The sequence below is a fragment of the Carboxylicivirga linearis genome, assembly GCF_018271995.1.
GTDB lineage: Bacteria > Bacteroidota > Bacteroidia > Bacteroidales > Marinilabiliaceae > Carboxylicivirga > Carboxylicivirga linearis.
In genome coordinates this window covers 166483-187498 of the sequence record NZ_JAGUCO010000003.1, presented here as the reverse complement: position 1 = coordinate 187498, position 21016 = coordinate 166483, and the positions used below count along the sequence as shown (strand labels likewise).

General features: G+C 39.0%; 1 protein-coding gene. It reads right to left on the bottom strand.

Going from position 1 to position 21016, the window contains the following annotated elements; all coding sequences use genetic code 11:
* Positions 1-6 precede the first annotated feature (6 nt).
* On the bottom strand, positions 7-20910 hold the full coding sequence (locus KEM10_RS06270; protein WP_212214925.1) for a PKD domain-containing protein: 20904 nt from the start codon (positions 20908-20910) through the stop codon (positions 7-9).
* Positions 20911-21016: the final 106 nt, after the last annotated feature.

The following is a 21016-nucleotide window of genomic DNA, read 5'->3' as shown; positions in this document are numbered from 1 at the left end:
TTTTAATTATCTAATTAGTAATACAGTTCCGGTCCTCCTGAACTCTACCCCATTCATGTATCGGCCGTTAACTTTATAAACATACACAGCCTGAGGAGCCAATTGACCTTTGTATAATCCATTCCATCCTTCATCAATATCATAGGTTTCAAATATCAATTGTCCCCAACGATTAAAGATCTGCATATGGAAATTATCAACATCTCTGTATTTTGGCTTAAATAAGGCATCATCTCTTTCCCCAACACCTCCTGGGCTACTTCCATCCGGACGTGGTGCAAAAGCATCAGGGAAGTTCACAAAGCCTGCTAATTTGGCCTCAACAATATCATTTGCTACATATGTATTATCACAACCAAAGCTATTCTCTACAGTCAGCGAAATTGAATAAATGCCAGCTTCCTGATAATAATAGGTTGGATTTTGCTCAACCGACGTTTCACCATCACCAAACTCCCATAACCAGGTAACCGCATCAATCGATAAATCGGTTAACTTGATAGGATCATCAGGAATCCAAACTAAATCAGGTGTCACATTAAAATCCGCCACCGGATGATCATGTACAGTGATAACCTGAGATGATACAGCATCCTGACCATCAGGACCAGGGGCCGTTAAAACAACCGTATAATCTCCAGGATTCTCGAAGGTATACGTTGGATTTCTATCTGTTGATCTTCCTCCATCACCAAATTCCCAGATAAATGATGTTCCTCCAATAGTATAATTGGTAAATTTCACTTCCAAAGGATAACATCCTGCTTCTGAACTTACAGTAAAGCCTGACTCTGGTACTGTTTTATATTCAATGGTTACATCATCGTAAGCTACACAGCCATCTGTTATAATCGTCCATCGGAACGTACTCTTGCCCTCTGGCAGACCACTTACCGTTGTATTAAAGAAATTAGCATCCTCAAAAGTACCTCCGCCTGCTACTATTGACCACGTACCTTCTAAAGTACCCGGATTCTCTGCCTGCATCTCATATGCCGATTCATAAGTAATATCATCCTCTCCTGCATATGGACGTGCTTTATTACTTACAATTGTAACCACATCCTCTGTAGTACATTCTCCGTATCCAATAGTCCATTTATAGACATTCTCGCCATAACCAATATTGGATACCATTGTATTGTGCTGGTTAGGTTCATTAAAAATACCTGAACCACTAATAACCGTCCATGTTCCAATACCATCCACCGGATTATTGGCATTCAATACAATGTAATCATCACAGGTTTCTCTGGCAGCTCCTGCTTCTGATTGATCAGGTACTTTATTAGATATATTAACCTGATCAGTTGAGAAACATGATCCGTTTTGGATAGTCCACATTAGGATATTCTCATCAAAACCAAGGTTTCTTATAACAGTTTTTTCATCCGTATTATCATCAAAATCGCCTTTACCTGATACAACCGTCCAGTACCCCTCGCCATATTCCGGAGTATTGGCATCTAATTGAGTCCAGTCTTTACAATCCTGCACATCCGGCCCTGCATTGGCAGTAGTTGGAGTATTATTAACAACGGTTATAACATCACTCAAAGTACATTGTCCTTGCGTTAGTGTCCAACGTAGAACATTCGTTCCATGAGAAAGACTTGTAATGGTAGCTGAAGGCCTGGTAGGATCATCAAATGTTCCACCTCCGCTATCAATTGTCCACAATCCCTGACCATACTCAGGAGGACTGGCTTTTAATGTTAACTGAGGAGTACACAGTTCTTCATCTTTACCAGCATATGGTACTGAAGGTTCGTTATTTACTATTAATACTTCATCGGTTATAATACAGGTCTCATTTTGAACAATCCACCTAAATACATTATCTCCTTTAGATAAACCAATTACTTCTGATTTAGGATCGTTAACATCACTTATAAATGCTGAGCCTGATAATACTTCCCATCTTCCTTCTCCAATTTCAACAGCCGTTGCATTTAGGTTGGTGGTATCATCACAGATAGTTTGACTATTACCGGCATATGCAGCACTTGGGGAGTTATTAACAATGGTAACTTCCTGCGATGTTTCACAACCATTATAAATAATGGTCCATAGGAGCTGATTATTTCCTTTAGCCAGATTCCGAACTATTGTATTAGGATTGTTCTGATCTTCAAAAATAGCCTGACTTGTTCCTCCAACAATGCTCCATGTTCCAACACCAGGGCTTGGGTTATTTGCTTCTAACTGCGTCTCATCCGAACAAATTGGAAGTGATGAGCTAACTCTTGCCTCTATTCGATTATAACTAATCTGAACATCATCATATGACTCACAACCTTCATTTGTAATTTTCCAGCGCAAGAGGTTATCACCAAATGCCAGGTTACTTACTGTTGCTGAAGGATCATTAATATCAGTAAATCCTCCAGAACCATTCCTGATACTCCATTCTCCAACTCCAATAGTTGGATTATTCGCTGCCAATTGCGTTTGATTCAATTCACACAATGCCTGATGATCACCGGCTTCAGCCTTAGTTGGATTATTATTGGTAATTGTAATATTACTTACCGAATTACATCCACCATAACTGATGGTCCATGTTAATACATTATCACCCTGATCAAGGTTTCTTACTTTCGAGTAAGGATTATGTGGTTCATCGAAATAAGCAGCACCTGAACCTCCAACAACGCCCCAGGTTCCTTCACCCGGATAGGCATTATTTGCCGCCAATAATGATGTATCGGAACATATCACCAGACTTTCATGCCCAGCTATTGATTGTATATAATTATTAGCTATTTCCACATCATCTGATGAGGTACAACCGTTATTATCGATTGTCCAACGGAAACGATTTTTGCCGGTAGATAATCCTGTAACTTCTGTATAAGGATCATGTACATCTGCAATATCACCCGATCCACTAATTAACTCCCAGGTTCCTTCTCCATAAAGAGGTATATTAGCAGACAATACCACATTATCAACACAAATTGGTCTGTCGCTACCTGCCCTGGCTACTGATGGTTGATTATTAATTACTACTATATCATCAGAATCTTCGCATCTACCGGAAGTAATAACCCATGATAAAACATTTCTACCAGGAGCCAGTTTTCTGGCCCAATTTCCATCTATTTCGGCAGCTCCTTCTTTTACTCTCCACTCACCCACTCCAAATGTAGGGGTATTTGGTCGTAGCTCAATAGAATCGCTACATACATATACTGTATCACCACCTGCATCAGCAACAGTTGGCAGCATATTATTAATTACTACAGAATCTACAGAAGCACAGCCATATTGAGAAATTTCATATTTCAATACGTTAGCTCCTTTAGATAATCCACTAATAAGAGTATTTGGATTAGTATTATCCTCAAAAGCACCACTACCACTTATTAGAGTCCATGTTGCATCTCCTATTGCCGGTATATTTGCTTCTAATTGATATTCGTCAGCACAGATATCACGATCAGGTCCGGCATTGGCTTTTGTAACCTTGTAATTGGTTATTGTTACCTCGTCTGTTGATTTTGTATTTGTATAGTATATTGTCCAGCGGAAAACATTTTCGCCAGGTCCCAGGTTAGTAACCCTGGTTTTTTGATTGTTAATTTCCTCAAATTGCCCCGCTCCACTTACAACGGACCATTCTCCAATACCTACATCCGGATCGTTTGCCTGTAACTCTGCAAAATCGTCACAAACCTCCTGATCAAGACCTGCATTGGCATCAATAGTTTCTCCATTGGTAATGGTTACTTCATCTGATTCTTCACAACCCATATTTGTAACAGTCCATCTAAACAGGTTTTCTCCTCTACGTAAATCACTTACTGAAGAATATGGATCCAGATCATTTGCGATACTTGCTCCTCCGGCAACGAGCGACCATTTACCTTCTCCAGCAATTACCGGAGTTGCATTCAGGTTGGTTGATCCACCCGTTATTATCTGATCGGTTCCGGCATTAACGGGATATGGTGTATTGTTATTAATAATAACAGTATCTGCCGATATACATCCATTATAATCAACTCTCCAGATAAATCCATTAGGTCCGTTTAGTAATCCACCAACCTGTGTATTTGGATCGTAATTATCGAATATAGTTCCTCCACCTACACCAGGGAGAACACCCCATTCACCAACGCCTAATGAAGGTGAGTTTGCTCTTAAATTTGTAATTCGACCACAAACTATGGTATCTTTTCCTGCTTCAACCACTACATGATTATTCACAATAATGATATCTGCTGAACTAGAACAGCTCTCATGCATAATGGTCCATCGGAAAATATTTTCTCCTTCTCCCAAGTTGGTAACACTGGTTAATGGATCTGATGGATCATCAAAAATACCTGAACCAGTAACAATTGACCAGAAACCTGTTCCAATGGAAGGTGCATTACCTGTTAATTGAGTTTGATAAGCACAAAGAACCTGATTGCTTCCTACCGTTGCAGTAGTTGGAGCATCATTGGTTATTGTTATTTCATCAGTACTAATACATCCATACTGATTTAATTCCCATATTAAGCGATTTGTGCCTTGTTCCAAATCACTAACTATTGTATTAGGAGAAAGTGCATCTTCAAACGATCCGGCTCCTTCTACAATAATCCATCTGCCTGTAACATTAGCAGGTGGCACGGTAGCATCTAATACCAAACTACCATCACATACTGTTTGATCTGCTCCGGCATCAACCTGAAGTGTATTATTCCTAACAGTTATTTCATCAAATTTCTCACATCCATTTACAGCAACAGTATAACGGAATACATTATCTCCATAATCCAGACCCGTTATAAGAGTTGTTTCTGCGTCTGGCGAATCAATAACACCAGAACCACTTATTAGTGTCCATTTACCAGTTCCTACAAGAGGCGAAACGGCAGTAAGAGTTATTTGATTATCACAGACAGCAATTGTGTTACCTTCATTTATAATGGCTTCTGAAGGTTCGTTATTTGTCACTTCAACCTCACCATAACTTTCACATCCATTTTGTGTTAATGTCCAACGGAAACGGTTTAATCCCGGCTCCATATTGGTTACAACAGTAGTGGATGCATTAGCAGGTGCGAATGAAGCTGTTGATCCAACAGGATAAATCGCTTCCCAACGCCCTTCAATTCCGGCAATATAGGTTCCACTTAGAGTGGTACTTCCATTACATACATTACTTACATCTGCAACAGCTGAAATTGATAGTGTATTATTTCTAATGGTTACTTCATCATAAACAGCACAGTCATTTAATCCTCCGGTGCTGTTATTAGTAACAGTCCATCGCAATACTACATCACCTCTACTAATATTAGTTAAAGTTGAATTAAATGCAGTTGGGTTACTAATTATAGCATGTCCTGAAATTACTTCCCATCGACCCGACCAATTTGGATTTATTGAATTTGGGTCTGTAGCCTCTAAGGTATAAGTATCACCACAAACATCTTTATCCAATCCTGCATAAGCCATTGGTAAAGGATACACTTCAACAGATAATGAAGCTGTATTAGGTCCATCTCCGCAGGCATTGTAAGGTGTTACTCTTACTTCGCCACTAATAACATCCAACATTGGGTCCAAATCAACTTTAATGGTTGAAGCGGTATCAGCGCCTACAATAATAAACCCTGTTGGAAGTTCCCATCGATAATGAGTGGCATTAGCTACAGCAGCAACACTAAAGGTTATACCTGTTGATCCCTGACAGAACTCTGTTGGTCCTGTAATACTACCCACCGTATCTGGTAGCGGTTTAGCAGGTATCCATAATTCGGCAGGTTGACCATCGCCACATCCGTTAGTTGCATATACTTCAATATATCCTCCAGCAAAATCAGCATCAAAGTTGAGCTCTACTGAAGTAGTACCATCTCCCGATACAATGGTGCTTCCGACAGGAGCCGTCCAGATATAACCTCCGTCAGCATCCGTTACCGGATCAATGGTATAAATAACACCTGATTCAGCCTGACAAACACCACCAATCACATCATCGTTTCTAATGGTATCAATACGTCCCGGTAGTTGTTTTACTGTAACAACTGCCGAAATGGTTGTTGTGATATCCATAACACAACCATTGGCGTCCACTACATTGGTAATTTCGTAAGTTGTGGATTCATCAGGCGATACTGACCAGTTATAAGTAGTACCCGTATTAGGTGAAACAACCATCGTGTTATTAACACCGTTTCTGGTATATGTTATTGTATATGGATAAGCTGAATTACCAAACTCAATATCTAGGACAGCTGTATTACCAACACAGATATTGGTGCTTCCGCTTAGTAATACTGTTGGTTTAGGATTGACTGAAACATCAACCTGACCATTTCCACTATTGGAACAGGAGTTAGCATCAGAAACCGATAATATACTATAGCTGGCATCTGCTACCGGAGTATCATTAAAAATATAAGGTGATGAATTAACTGTTTCGGTAGATGATGTACCGTTGTTTGTATCCACCCATGTAATATTCCATGGAGCCACGCCAGTTAAGTTTACACTCAAATCAACCGAACCATCAGCACACATCTCATCCGGACCACTAATGTTAGCAGTTGGTAATGGATTAACTGTCAACTGCACCTGTCCACTACCAGTTCCTTTTAAACAAGTTGAATTAGAAGGATCAGCTACTTTTGTAATTACATAGTTTCTATTGGTTGTTGGAGTTACCGTAATGGAGTAAGGTGATTGATTCACATTTTCTTCCCAATAAGTATCCCCATCATAAAGAGTAACACGAATACTTCCATCTGCAGCAAAATTCCATCCGCTTGTAGTTAATACCATATTAAAGTCTTCGCCAGCACAAATATCTGTTGATCCATCTGATGAAGCTAATACTACATTTGCTTCGGGTTGGATAACTACTTTGGCATCAGACACACTACAATTACCTCTGGTTGGAGACATTGAATCATAGCTACCGGCATAGTCATATGCCAAAATGGTATAATTACCTACAGGCAAATTATTAAAGGTGAATGTACCAGGCACAGACGCTACATTTTGCGAATCGTAATATCCTTTATCACTAATTATCTCAACGAAATACTCTCCAGTTGAACTAGCTTGACCACCACTAACTGTTCCATCAATCACCCCTGTTGACGTATTATAGCAGTTAATGTGAGTACTTACAGTTGTGTTTATACTTAAAACAGGATTCTCTGAAATGATAATATCTTCCTGATAAGTAACAGGCACATCATCTGTTACGGTAACACGATAAGTTCCTGCGGTTAACCCGGTTAAATGCAGTGATGTTGCATTAACATCCTGTGAAGTTCCCGGACCAGATACCTGAATTCTATAATAAGATCCATCTATAGGATACCCTCCAAATACTCGGTTAATATGTAATTCACCGTTTGTATCACCGTTACAAGGACTAACATTAAATACTGTTTTCTCAAATCCCAAATTCTCACCTGGCTGAACAACTCTGATTCCGGTATATTCGAATGAACAACCATTATCATCAGTTGCAACAACTCTGTAGGTTCCTGAACTTAATCCTGCTATTGGGTTTGTGGTTCCTGCAGATGCATTAGAAGCATCAAACCATTGGAAAGTATAAGGTGCAACCCCTCCACTAACATCAACCTGAATTTGTCCATCGCTACCTCCGGCTGTTGAAACATCGGTTATTTGAGGATTGGTAATAGTTATATGAGAAGATGGCTGAGTAATTTCAATATCACCGGAATTTAATGTACATCCATTATCATCCTGGATGGTTACAGAATAAGTACCAGCAGCCAAACCACTCGGATTGCTTCCGGATGGATTACCCGGACCTGTCCAGATGTAATTATAAGTAGGCGTACCACCTGAAACCTCTACCTCAATCTCACCTGTTAACCCTCCATAACAAAGCACATCAGTAATGTTTACTGCATCGATACTAATTGGTGCTGCTGGTTGATTTATGGTATAAGCACCAATGAAAGTACATCCAAGGTCGTTATCTGTAACTAATAAGGTATAAATACCGGCAGGTATATTATTTATGGATGCAGTGGTATAAGCACCACTATTCCAATCGAAGTTGTAATTACCGCTACCTCCAGAAACAACAGCCGATAAAGCACCTACAGATTCTCCAAAACATTCGATGTGTGTTAAAGCAACATTTACATTTAATCCGGTAGCAGCTACAATAGTAAAGTCTTTTGTTATAGAACAATCTGTTCCACCAGATGTACGTCCATCAGTAATAGTAACTGTGTAGGTACCCGGTGCTAATCCACTCTGATTTCTTGCTCCTGGCGTTAGTGCCGATGCACTTCCATCAGTGGTAGTCCAGGCATAAGTATAATTTTCATCACCTCCTATAACATCAAATGCAATACTACCATCGTTATTACCCGAGCATGATACCGGCGTAACCACATCATTAACTATTTCAATGGCACTGGTCAGAGTAGCATTTAATGTATCAATACAAGAAGTTCTGTCTGAATCGGCATCGGTAATAACCACATAATAAGTACCTCCTGTTAGACCAGATTGATCCTGATCTGTAGGCACGAGCTGTGTTGGATCTCCATCAGTAGTACTCCAATAATAAGTATAAGATCCTGATCCACCGGCTGGTGTTAAATCTAATGAACCATTGGTTCCGTCACACTGCGTATCGGTAAGAGTAATCACTCCACTTACAGCTGTATATTCATCAATGGTAATATTTTTGGTAGCAGTACAGTTGTTCGCATCTCTTATTAATACAGTATAAGTACCACCTGATAATCCACTTTGATTTTTGTCGCCCTGAACAATTCCAGGTGATAATGGAGACCAGGTATAATTATAAGGAGCTACTCCTCCTTGAATTTCCAGATTAATATATCCATCCGCATCTCCGTTACAGGTAACATCCCCCTTATCCGTTGCATCTATCTGTATAGGTAATGGTTGCAGCACATCAAAGGTGTACGTTCTTTCGCAAGCTGCCCCATCGTTTTCAAGTAAATCAGTAATCACCAATACATATTCACCTGCAGTAAGCGTATTAATGGTTGGTGTAGACGCAGAATAAGCAGCATCTCCGGTTTTAGTCCAGCTATAACTAAACGATCCACTTCCTCCCGTTAAATTAATAGAAATAGCTCCCGTATTACCTCCATTACATTTTACATCGGTGATAACCGGATTGACTGCAATCTCTTCAGGAATAGTAATACTGTAACTTGTTTCGCAATTATTCTTATCTGATACTTTTACAATATAAGTTCCACCGACTGTGACTGTAAACAAATGATAATCTGTTGGATCCTGAGCGGCAATTCCCGGTCCTGAAACATTGTATTTGAAATCACCATAGGCTGGGTCTTGCACACCTGATCCTCCAGTTAAATTGAAGATTTCGATGGTTCTTACATATGGATCACAATCAGTAATAAGATATCTCAAATTAAAGTCTAAAGCAGATACAGGTTGTTTCACTGTAAAAGTACGTGTTGCCGTACATGATCCATCTGTAACCAATACAGTATAATCACCAGCCACCAATCCTGTCAGATCCTTATCACTCTCATTGGCTGCCGTGATACCAGGCCCAGTCCATAAATATGTCACAGATGCACCTACATTTGTTACATCCAATGTGATAGCCCCGCTTGCTCCACCAAAACAACTAACATCAAAGGTTGTACCGTCAACCACTATTGTTTTCTCGTAACCAATAATGAAATCTTTTTCAACCACACAAGTACCTCTGACTGAATCAGTGATCGATAAAGTATAGGTACCAAATGAAAGTCCGTCTTGATTTAAGGTAGATTGATCCAGTCCAATACCTCCATCAGGTGACGACCATGAATAAGAATAGTTGGATGATACACCATCGAGATTAATATTACTAATGCTACCATCAGCCACTCCTTCACAACTGGCATTATACGAATTGCCTGAGATGGTAATTGGCTTTAATTCAAAACTATATTCCTGAACACATTGGTCTGTATCCACTGAGTTTTGATCATATACATACAAGGTATATGCATCTGGAGCCAAATTACTGAAGGTTTCTGTATGTGTTGCCCCACCAGGGTTCGGAGCCAACACAACTCTATCGCTACCATTATCTGCCTCCAAAGAAAGTAAATAATTATGATCTCCTGAAACAATATTACCACCTGATATATCTACCATTAGCTCACCATCAGGCCAACCAGCTATCTGACTATCACAACTAATAAATTCATTTGTAACATTAAGCAATAGCGGATTTGGTTCTAAAACAGGTGTATTAGGAACAGATGTTGTACATCCTTTTGCGTCTATAATACTCACATTATACGTGCCGGCATAAAGACCTGACACTGTATCCGTAGTAACACCAGCAGGAAGCAAGATATTTCCTGTTCCATAATTATATCTGTATGGTTCTGTACCGCCAGCAATCTGGATTAGTAATTCTCCTGAATTATCTCCACTACAAGTTGTTATATTTGTTGGTGTAACAATAAGACTTAAGACGTCAGGCTCAGTTATTTCGTGATCAAACTGTGCTGTACAACTTGTAGTATTATTAGTAGCTTCAACTCTGTAAGTACCGGCTTCTCGATTATTAATAGAAGCATTGGTTTCTCCGGCTAGAATGTCATAACTACTTGTTGCATCGTTCCATAAATACCATTGATATGAGAAACCAACTCCTCCGGTTGCTATAACTGCAATACTTCCATCAGTTCCTCCATTACAAGAAACATCTGTTGAACTTACTAATGAAATGCTAATCTCTTCAGGTTCCTTAATGGTATATGAATCTGTTTCAACACATGATCCATTGTAGGTAACCTGAACATTATACGTTCCTTCGTAAACCAAATTATCAATTGTAGAATTAGTCCCTAAGGTTCCGGAAACGGCGTAACCACCAGGCCCCGTCCAATAAATTGGATAAGAGCTCACATTATTTGTACCATGAACAACATTAGCAGTAATCCTACCGTCAGCAGCTTCGTAACAACTAATATCACTAGGTACCAAATTAATTTCTAACTCATCTGCCTGACCTACTGTGATTGTTTTATCAATCGTAGCCCCTTCATCATCAGTTATTGTAATGGTATAATCGCCAGCATAAAGGTTTTCTATCTGATAATTAGATGATAGTCCTGTATAATTATCATTAACCACTGTTCCATCATATTGAGTTCCACTCCATGCTATATCGTATGGCGCAGTTCCTCCGGATATGATAACTGATATAATTCCATTATCAGCTCCATAGCAATTAATTGAACTTGTTGATAATAGAAGATCCAAGGCATCAACATCATCAATAACAATTGTGTTAGATACTTCACAATCAATATCATCTTTAACAGTATAGGTATAAGTACCTACGTCCAAATTATCTCTCGTCCATACATTATCATATGATGCATCATCATCCCAGGTTATAGAATAAGGTGCAACACCGCCTGTTGGAGGATTGGTAACTATTATCTCACCATCAGAACCACCTGCTACAGTGATTTGATTGACCGTATGATTAACCAAAATAGGACTTGGCTCAATAATACTATATGATTCAGTTACATAACAACTGCTGTTATAATTGGCTGTAACAGTATAAGCACCAGGCAATACCAAATCAGGTTGATCGCTGGTTGTACTTGCTGCACCTGAAGCAGAAAATCCTCCAGGACCAGTCCAAACCAGATTATAGTTTGGCATATCAGCAGCATCATGACCACTCAAGCTAATCTGAATATGACCATCTGCTGCACCTGCACAAGAAATATCATCTAATACAACATTACTTATAACTAGTTCATTAGGTTGAGCCACTATTACAGGATAACTGATTGTAGCACCTGAATCATCGGTGATTCGCACCTGATAAGTACCAGCATATAAATCTTTTATCTCATAATTCGTCGTAATATCGTTCTGATCATCGGAAGATGTTGATCCATCATACAATACTGCATCCCAATGCAAATCAAATGGTGCATCACCACCCTTAATTACTAAAGCAATTATACCTTCCTGATCACTGTAACAATTAATGTCAGTAACTGTGTAAGTAAAATCAAGCGCATCCTTATCTAAGATGGTAGCTGTTTGGGTAATTGAGCAATTAGAAGTTGATGCGTCTGTAATTATGAAGTCATAATCTCCGGGAGCCAAGCCAGTTCGGGTCCACATACCGTCATATGCACCAGCTCCATCCGACCATATTATGGTATATGGCGAAACTCCTCCTGTTGGAACATCAACCAGAATCTGACCGTCATCTGCACCAGCTGCAGAAAGCTGTATTTCAGTATAAGTTACTTCTATTTCTGTAGGTTCAGTTATTGTATATGTTTCAGATATAGAACAAGTAGAGTTATAATTAACTTTTACAGTATAGTCTCCAGGTAAAACCAAATTATCCTGATCACTAACTGCACTCACCAGACCTGCATCAGCATAACCTCCAGGTCCTTCCCAACTGATTTGGTAATTATCAGAACCTGCATGCCCGGTAACTTCTACCTGTATTCTACCATCCCCTGCGCCATAACATGAAATATCATCTCTAATTAAATCATTGATTAACAATTCACCAGGCTGACTAATCTCAATATTTGTTTTTGATAAAGTGGCGCCATTATCATCAGTTACTGTAACAGTGTATATACCTGCATATAACAGTTTAATCTCGTAATTAGTCGATGATGTTGTATGGGAATCTGAAATAGTTGTACCATCATACAAAGTACCCGACCAATTTATTGTATAGTCAGCTGTTCCACCAGAGATTGTAACTGCTAGTATTCCATCTTCATCGCCATAACAGTTAATAGTATTAGGTATAACAGTAAAGTCAAGAGCTTGATTTAAAAGTACATCAACACTTTGCACATAGTCACATCCATTATCATCTACTATTGTAAAGGTATAAGTACCTGCAGCTAAATTACTTCTCGTCCACTGATCATCAAAAGCAGCTCCATCATCCCAGCTAATTGTATAAGGAGCTGTTCCTCCTGTAGGAGGATTTGCAACAACAATTTCTCCATCTATTAAACCAACTACTGAAATATGTGAAACTGTATAGGTGGTAGTTAATGCATCTGGTTGATTAATAGTTGTATTTGCCGAAACAACTATACAATTATTATTATCTATAACGGTTACTCTATAATCTCCTGCTGGCAAATCAATTGCTTTAGCTTGATCTCCATTATTAGCTGGGGGCACATCGATACCGGTTGACATATTTCTCCACTGATAACTATAAGGAGCTGTTCCTCCGCTAACTGATACTTCAACAGTTCCGTTGGTATCTCCATTACAGTCATTATGTGTAACAGTAATATTATCAACAATTAAGGCATTAGCTGGTTCGGTAATTACCTGATCAGCAATAGATTTTTCACAACCTGTTGTTGTATTTCTAACATCAACGGTGTAAACACCTGCACTTAAATTTTTAACAGGACTGGTCTGCCAAGCACCTCCATCAATTGAATACTCATAAATATCTGTTGCCGGTAAAGTAGCAAAGATTAACTGTCCGTCACTATCTCCATTACAGGAAACCGGAACAACAGTAACAGTTGTTGTAAAGTCAACTGGCGAAGTAACCGTAAACGGTCCTTTCAATGCTGATTCACAAGTTGGTAAAAGAACATCACGGACTTTACAATAATAATCACCTACAGATAATAATGTAAAATCAGGTGATGACTGCCAGTTTCCATTTCCAGCACCATCTCCAATATAATATTCATAATCAGTAGCAACAGACCGACCACTTGCTGCTATGGTGATTGAGCCATTACCTAATCCATTGCAACTTACATTGGTTACTGAGGCTGTTAAATTTAATTGCGAAGGTTGATCAATACTCTGCTGAACAGTATTAATCGCATAACATCCACCTACAGCTAAATCTTCTACTTGCACTACATATAAACCTACATCTAAGCCAGTAAACGTATAACTTGCCGAAGGTGCTCCAACCCAGTTAGTTCCACCATCAATAGAATACTGATATGCACCGGATCCACCTGTAGCACTAACCGTTAAGGTACCATCAGCTTCACCATAGCATGTAACATCTGTGTAACTATCTATTGTTAAGTTAATAACAGAATTTTCTCCTACAACATAGGTATTAGACAATGGACAACCATTGTCATCAATGATAGCAACTTCATAATTTCCAGCGACCAAGTTTGTTGGGTTGGCCGATTGACCTCCATTTGCTAATGACACCGGAGTATTTGTATCGGTGTTGGTCCACTGGTAATAATAAGGTGAGGTACCTCCAGCAACAGTGATTGTAATTTCTCCGGTTGCAGATCCATTACATGTTGCCGGTGTCACCACTTCAGAAGTGAAAGATAATCCTGAAACAGGTTGGTCGATGACTACAGAAAGTACATTTGTCTTTTCACAGTAGTCTGCTGAAGCAGTTCCCAAATCACGAACCGAAATCTGATAAGTTCCGACACCTAATCCTGTAAATTCAGGATCTGGATCCCAAGTTGTAATATAGTTAGTTCCATCAAATAAACGGTATTCAATAATTCCCTCACCTCCAGAAGTTGCAACTCTGAATATACCATCTGAACCTCCATTGCAACTAACATCTTTATGATCAACAGCAATTTCAGTTGTAACAAAGTCGCTAGGTTGAGAAAGAGTTACAGTAAGAATATCAATCTGGTTACATGTAAAATCTGAAGCCTCTGCAATACTGAATGAATAAGCAATTCCAGCACTCAAGCCTGAGAACACATTACTTGCCTGCCAAGTTCCTCCACCATCAATTGAGTAAACATAATTACCACTTCCTCCTGCTCCTGAAAGCGTCACTTGCCCATCATTGCCAGAATTACACGATACATTAGTAACAACAGGGGGATCGAATGATAAAACTACTGCTTCAGAAACACTTACAACAATGGTAGCCTGTGTGCAATTAGGATAAGCAGCATCTCTCAGCCAAACTGAATGATTGCCTGCAGCGACTCCACTCACTGTAAAAATATTTGGAGCCGTTGTAGGTACTTGCCACTGAGTATTATCCACTGCCGGATTAACCAATGAGAATTCATAAGTTCCATTTCCTCCGGCTGCCTCAACAGTGAACGATCCATCGGCACCTCCATTACAGGTAACCTGAGTATTGGCAGTTTCGGTTAAACTTAATGCAGCGGCCGGCTGAGTAATAGTTACCTGAGTTGCATTTGTAAAACTACAACGTTGATAATTTAAATCTCTTACATAGATTGTATAATCTCCAGCAGCCAGCCCTTTGAAATCATATAATGTTGCATCTGTAGCATGGTTACTTAAAAACCAATCGGTTCCGTTAATACTAAACTGATATTCGCCACTACCACCTGTTGCCTGAACAGTGAATGCACCATCAGTTCCACCAAAGCAACCATTGTTAATGTGGTTGGCAGCAATATCATATTCATAAATGTCCAACGCAGGATTTGAAGAAATCGTAACCGGTAAAATAAACTCACAACCTTCGGCATCTTCTACATGAACATCATAAGTTCCCACAGCCAACTGAGTAGCAGTTAATGTTTTTTGATTATTGGCAGAAGCCGGCCAACTAATATTGTAACCGGTTGGATAAGTTACTAAGTCGGTTCCTGTAAATGGTGTTCCACCTGTAATAATAATTGTTGCACTACCTTCGCAATCAATACCTGCCGTACAAGCACAACCAACATTTATTTTTTTACTTACGTCCTCAACAACATCTAAATCATTTGCAGGTTCAGTAATGGTAACCGACAAAGGTGAAACAATTTCACATCCTGCTGGTGACATATCTCTTACATAAAACTCATAAGTCCCAGTGGCTAAACCTGAGAATGTTGAAGTAGCAGTGTAAGTTCCTGCTGCACCTAACTTATACTCATAATTTCCACTTCCTCCACTTGCACTTAAAGTAACACTACCCGTAAATTCACCCTTACACTCAACATGTGTAATATTGCTGGTTTGTAACACTAACTCATACTGTTCAACAGTTACATTTCCTGTCATAACTGCATCGCAATCACCAACTTTGGCAATAACAGTATAAACTCCTATTTCATCGAACAATATCTCATTACCCGTTGGTGTTCCGTCGTCAGTAAAATTAAATGCTGCACTACTTGTTGCATCATAGGTAATTGTCGGAGATAATGAGCTGCCTGCAAATAATAGTTCATAGGTAACTCCCGTGTTAGCACCATCTAATCCAATTGCTACTCCTTTAGGTGAGTCATCAACACAGTATGCTGAATTTCCACCAACTACACCATTCACTGTTACATTGTGAACCGCAGAAGGAGAATCAACAATTTCAATTTCTTTTTCATAGTAAGTAAAACAACTTCCGGGATCACTCAGGTACTCATACCTAATAGTATAGGTTCCAGGTGTCATTGCAGACGGATCTAAAATGGCGTAACCATCATCTGCAACTATTGGATTACCATTTGTATCGTTACCGGTATTACTAACTCCGGCTATTTCAATAAAGTTACCCTGACCATCCGGATTTCCATCTCCGTCGATATCAGGCATATCACCTATCAAATCAATTACTCCTGATGTACGACAGATCTTCTGTCCATTATTTACACCAATAAAAGTAACCGGTTGAGCCAGATGTACAGTGACGTTTTGTTGAACTATTCCGATACAACCATCACCTTGCTGTTCATAAGTCATGGTTACTACATAATTACCTTCTCCAACAGAAGGATCTATAGTAGCGGTATTATCGCCATTATCTACCAAAAATGCAGATGGGTTACCATTCTTTTCAGCTGTGAAAGTTGCATCAACAACTGATACATCCAATTCATCAGCTTTAATTATTTGTGTAGATTGGTTAGTACAGTAATCTGATAATAAATCTACAATTGCAACATCTACTTTTGTAACAGTGATATTGCGTGTACTTGTAGTAACACATCCATTATTATTGATAGTATATGTAACCGGGTTGGTAGCCGGAGAATAAACCACATTTGGATCATTGGTAAAGAATTTGATTCCACTCACGCCGTTACCCGTAAACCAACTGGTGGCACCCGTTGGCAATGGATTTTCAACCCCTTCTATAGCCACTTCACCTTGTTCATAACAAAATGTTGTCTGCCCCGAACCACCGTCAATCGTAAAAGATGGATCAACAGATTCATACAGACTAAAACTGCTTACCAGCGTGTTAGTACAAGATCCTGAATTATAATTATAATGTATCTCATAATCATCGGCTCCATTTGCAGCGAAGAAAGTTGCCGGTATAAAATCATATGTGTCATTAGGAATTCCTATATAACCTGCTATAGGCGTTCCTGTATCATCACAAATATCAAAATTAGTGGTTCCTGGTGCAGGATCTACACCATCAATTTGTCCTCGTAAACGAATAGCAGTATTATCTGCACTACAATATGATGGAGCAATTGGGTTTACGAGATTTAATGGAACACCCACATCAACAGTTATTCCAGTGTTACCGCTACAATTTGTTGTTGCATCAATATAATTAAGAGTAATTGTATGTGTCCCCAATCCTGCTGCGGCAGGTGAAAATGTAGCTGTACCATCACCATGATCTGTTACACCCGGGCCGCCGAATACGGCATCGTTGGTTGTAATATCAGCTCCGTTATACCTAGCTCTTAAAAGAACATCTGGAGAATCTTCACAATAATCAGTATCCGGAGTACTACCATCACTTTCTTTTACTATTAATAGAGTTGTAGCATCAATTGCATTGGCATGAACAGTGGCTCCTTCTGTTATTGAATTTACACAACCGTTACCATCGGTATAAGTATAGGTAATATTATAAGTAGCACCCGGTGTACTCACTGCACCTGGATCAAAATCAGCTGTTCCGTTATTATTATCAATCAAAAAAGTTCCTAAGCCTAAACCGGACCATGCACCACCTGCATTAGTTGGACTACCAACTAATGTAACCACTCCCTGATCTTCACAGTAGTCGCCAGGTAGATTTAATATATCAACCGTTGGTAAATCATTGCGTTGAATATTAATGTTTGTCATTAAAACAATGCTGCACGAACCTGCACTTGACCGAGCTTCTATACTATATGTACCTAATGTAACATTGGTAAAAGAGCGAGGTAATGAATTACCGGTTATTGTAGCAACATCTGTTCCTGCATTATCGATTAATACATAATTTACTCCCGTTTCAGTATTGCCTAAGTTGATGTCCACTCCTGTCTCGGTTGCACAATACTCTAAATCAGGCACAGATATAATTTGTGTATCAGGCACTTTCTCTACAATCAACACATTACTTAAGAAAGTAGAACAACTTCCCGAATTGGCAAATACCCGATAGGTACCGGGAACATTTAAACCATTAAAAAACACAGTTGTGACAGCAACCGGTGTTATTGGGGCGTAACTTGGGTGTGGAATTTCACCTGTCCCATCATCAAAATACAAAGTATATGTAACACCCGTCTCTCCATTAGGAATACTGATATTTCCGGTTCCACACACAATCCCACCAACAAATGGTAAGTCGGTTGGCGGAGAGCTAATGATAATAGAACCATTCACCCACTCTTGACAACTTCCTCTTTCTGCAAGCACAGTATAAGTTCCTGCTGCAAGTAGTTGATTATTTACTAAAGTTATTGAAGCTCCATTACCCCATTGTCCATATGCACTCGCTGTTGCCCCAGACCCATCATTGTAATATAAAGTATAATAAACTCCATTCTCGCTTTGATTGAGGGTTATCGTAGTTGTTGCATTCTCACAACTTCCAGTTGAATTGATATTAATACCTGTAACATCTGGGGAAGAAAAGATTTGATATGTGTTAGACATTAATACAGAACAATTTGTTCCACGGGCTGCTTCAACCCTATATACTCCCACTTCATCTTGTGCACTAAAAGTAACACCTGTACCTGTACTACCCAACTGCGTTTCAACAATCACATCACCAGAACCACTGTTTCTATATAATGTATAAGTTACTCCATTCTCACTATCAAGCGTATAAAAGGTAACTTGATTAAGTGGATCTGAACATCTCGGAGCCGTTCCACTAGCTAGTAAAGGTTGATCGACAGGTTCTGCAATAGCACTAAATTCCCCATCCATTGGTACATCAGCACATGTTGCCGTTGAAGCAAATACCTTATATGTACCTAAAACAGTATAACCGCTCCATGTTAATGGTGTTGCATCTCCTGTATTATAAGTTATTGAGCTACCAATATTATCTGTATAAATACCATCACCATTATTGTCTCTTTTTAATTGATAGGTAATTCCATCCTCTGGTGTAGCCAATGCAATACTTACAGAGCTCGTTGGCACACAAGCGTCATTACCTGTAGTTGTTTGAACTGCTGGTGAGGTATAAACATTATAAGTGACTGTTTTAGACCCAGTCCAAAAACAACTGGTAGCTACCTCCTCAACCTGAGTTAATTCAAATGTTGTTGTTACTGTAATATCTGGTAAAGAAATTAATCCCCCATTGGTATTTAAAGTCCTGGTAAAAACATTAGCCCCATCAGTAAAGGTTAAAGTATAGGGTGCTGATCCACCAGTTACAGTTACATTCAGCAATGGAGTACCAGTTATACAAAAGGGTTGTGCATTATTGGCTTTTACTAAAGTAGCGTCATCTAACCTAATGGTTTGTACTAATACTGCATTGGATGTACTTATACATTCTGTATTATCTGCATTTTTAAGTACAACCTGATATTCTCCAAAAGCATTGTACCCTAATGATGATTCATCATTATTTAAAGGATATGTACTTGCATTTCCAGTTACAATTGATCCATTCTGATACCAGTCATAATCATAATTTGGAGGCAAGGTACCTCCGACCAAACTAGTTGTTAACGTTTCTGATAAAGTTCCATCACAGATTTCAAACAATCCTGAACCAACAGGTTTGTCATCAATAAAAACATCCGGTAGAGGAATATCACTAACAACAACAGGTTCTGTTGTATACGGGCCACAACTACCTCCGATATGGTCAACAATAACTGTATACGATCCCTGTCCTGGTGTACTTGATAAAGTATAAGTTGAGCTAGTTGCGCCTGAAATATCTACACCATTGTGTTGCCATTGATAGGTAAAATTATTGGGGTCGTATGGGAGAACTTCTAAAACATGATTCCCATCAAAAATTGTAGGATCACACGTTGACAAATTACCTTGAATTTGCACATAAACACTAGATAACTCACCTAATTGAATTGTATTTGTAGTAATATCCAAACAAGTACCATTTGAGACGAGTGCTTGTATAATATCCAGATCCTGATATCCAATTGAACCACTATTCAGATTCATTTCATAAGGATTACCAACCCCTGTAACTTCATTATTTGTACCATCATTATGATACAATAAATAATCAACAACTAATCCTCCTCCATCAGGAGTTATCTCAAAAGTATATTTACCGGGTGTTTGACCATCACAAAACAATACATTATCCGTTGTTCCTGTTTCATTTAAAAGTGTATAATCAGGAGCTACATTATTTGTAACCTCAAGGGTAATATCATAAGTTTGATCTATTGCATGAAACCAGGTGATTGTAAACGTTGTTCCAGCAGGATATCCATCCAGTCCACTAATAATTGCATTTGGGTTATTTAAATCTGAGAAAGTTAATCCGGCTGTTTCACTCCAGTATCCTTTTTGAAGATGTCCGGGAGGTGCAGCATTGCTTCCCATATACGTTGCATCCACTAAATTTGCAGCCACACGTACCACTCCATTCTGGCATACTGGCACATTGCTTTGACCTGATACAATACCAACTCCACCCCATAACAAAACCAAGATTAACACCAATGATGCAATCTTTCCCTTAAGAATATTTTTGACTAACGTTTGGGTATTAATGCCCATGGACCCAATATTTGTGTTTAAATTCGAATTTTTTTCTTAGTCATTCTACGCAAATCTACTAAATTTGTTTGCCTCTACTTAACTTTTCCTTATAAACATTAAAGAA